Source organism: Collimonas sp. GW821-FHT02H07 (assembly GCF_059421505.1).
Window position 1 is genome coordinate 1 of record NZ_JBWKVC010000044.1, and the last position, 1,819, is coordinate 1,819.

Consider the following 1,819-nt stretch of genomic DNA (forward strand, 5'->3'; position numbering starts at 1 on the left):
GCATGCAACCCCCAAACCCGCTTCCGCAATTCCGCAGCCTTGGCCGCATCATCCGTCACCATATTGATCTCGCTATCTCCCGCCATGCTGCGCAGATTCATGTTGGCGCTGCCCAGCGTAATGAACGAGTCGTCGATGATCATCAGCTTGCTGTGGATGTAGATTTGCCGGTAGTTGGAAACCTGCCTGGGTAAAGGGCGGCCTTTGTTGTGCGTAATCAGCCGCGCTATCAGCACCTTGAGGCCGAGGGATTCGATCGCGCCGGTGCTGGGATTCTTTACCGGTTCCTGTATCCGTTCCGAGGTCAGCAGCAGCGGATCTTTCATCGGCGTCATGCCGGGTTCTGCCATCTGCTGCTCTGGGGTCATCCTGTTCCAGGCCGCCACATCGTCGTCGTATTTTTTCCGGGCGGCCTGGATGATGCTTTGCTGCCCTTCGCGCTTGCGGGGATCTGTGCCGGTCATGCTTTGGCCTTCGCCGAGGCTCTTGACCATATCGTAGGTGCGCGGCACCATGCCGTCATCTTCCGGCAGCGGCATCACGACGAACAGGTGCAGGAGCCTGGCCTCGCGCGGACTGACTCCGGCATCGCACGACCATTCGGTAAATACGGCGCGCTTCTCTTTCAGATGACGCACCCAGCGCTCGTAAAAAAAATACTGGTTTTCGATATACAGATAATTGCGCGCCAGGCCACTGGCCTGGAAGTAGGCATTCTTGATGGTTTTATCGCCTTCTTCCGGGTGCGTGCGCACGATCTGTATCGTCGAACCGCGCGCCACTTTCGGCAGGCGCGGCGGCAATGCCGTGCTTTCTCCAGGGTGCGGCTTCCCCTTTGCGGCTAGCCAGGCGGTAAAAAAATTGTTGTGCACATCCTGCAATGCCGCGCCCCGAATGCGGCTGACATAGTCTTGCAGCGGATCGCGGCTGATCCGATGGGCGGCGCCCAGATCTTTGGCGGTCTTCGATTTCAGCACCCAGTCGGTTTCACGCAATGGCGTCTCGAACAGATGCTCGGCGGTGTCCCAATAGTCGCTGGTGGAATTGAGGCCCATCACGTAACCGGCTGCCTTCGCTCCGCCTTCATGTGCGTAGTCGATCAGAATGGTCTTCTGATGATGGGTGCCGTTCTTGACGATGAGATCGTACTCGTTGATCAAACCGCCATGGCTGGATGCCAAAGTACTGGGCATGTCTTCCGGGCTGGCGGGATCTTTCAGGCTTTTTAGAATCGCATCAGGATTGCCTTTACGGAATTTGACTTCCAGATTGGCAATGCGGCCGGATAAGGCGTCGCGCCACCATTGCACGCAAAAATCCTGGCGCAATTGCTCCGGGCTGCGTGGATCGTTACCAAATACCGGCGGTGGCGGCTGGAGACCGAGAGCGAGGGTATCTTCGGCACTGGTGGAGGGAGAGTCGATTAAATAACCCTTGCGCTGGTCGCCGGTGTAGCCAACCAGATTGTTCTGTATATAGCTGGGCAAACGATCATACCAAACCAGCAGACGTACTTTGACGTGACGCGCGGCGGCTTCGGTCAGCATGCTGCCATATGTCCAGCCGCGTGGCCAGGCGCAGTTGTCCTTACGCACCAATTCCATGCCGGGATCGAAGCCCCAGCAGATCAGGTCGATCGACTCTTTGGCAGCGGCGATATCCTTGGCAATTTCTGCAAAGGACTCCTGGCCGCATAGGTAAATATCCAGTTGATTGTGCTGCGTGATGGGATGTCTAGCCTGATCCAGCTCGCAAAACCATTGCACCGTTGCGATGCAGGTGCGGCTGTGCAAATCGACGTGGGTGGTATTGCTTTTAT

General features: G+C 57.1%; 1 protein-coding gene. It reads right to left on the bottom strand.

Going from position 1 to position 1,819, the window contains the following annotated elements:
- Positions 1-1,819: phospholipase D-like domain-containing protein (locus AC07V8_RS25720; protein WP_494681201.1), on the bottom strand; the 1,819-nt coding region annotated here is incomplete at both ends.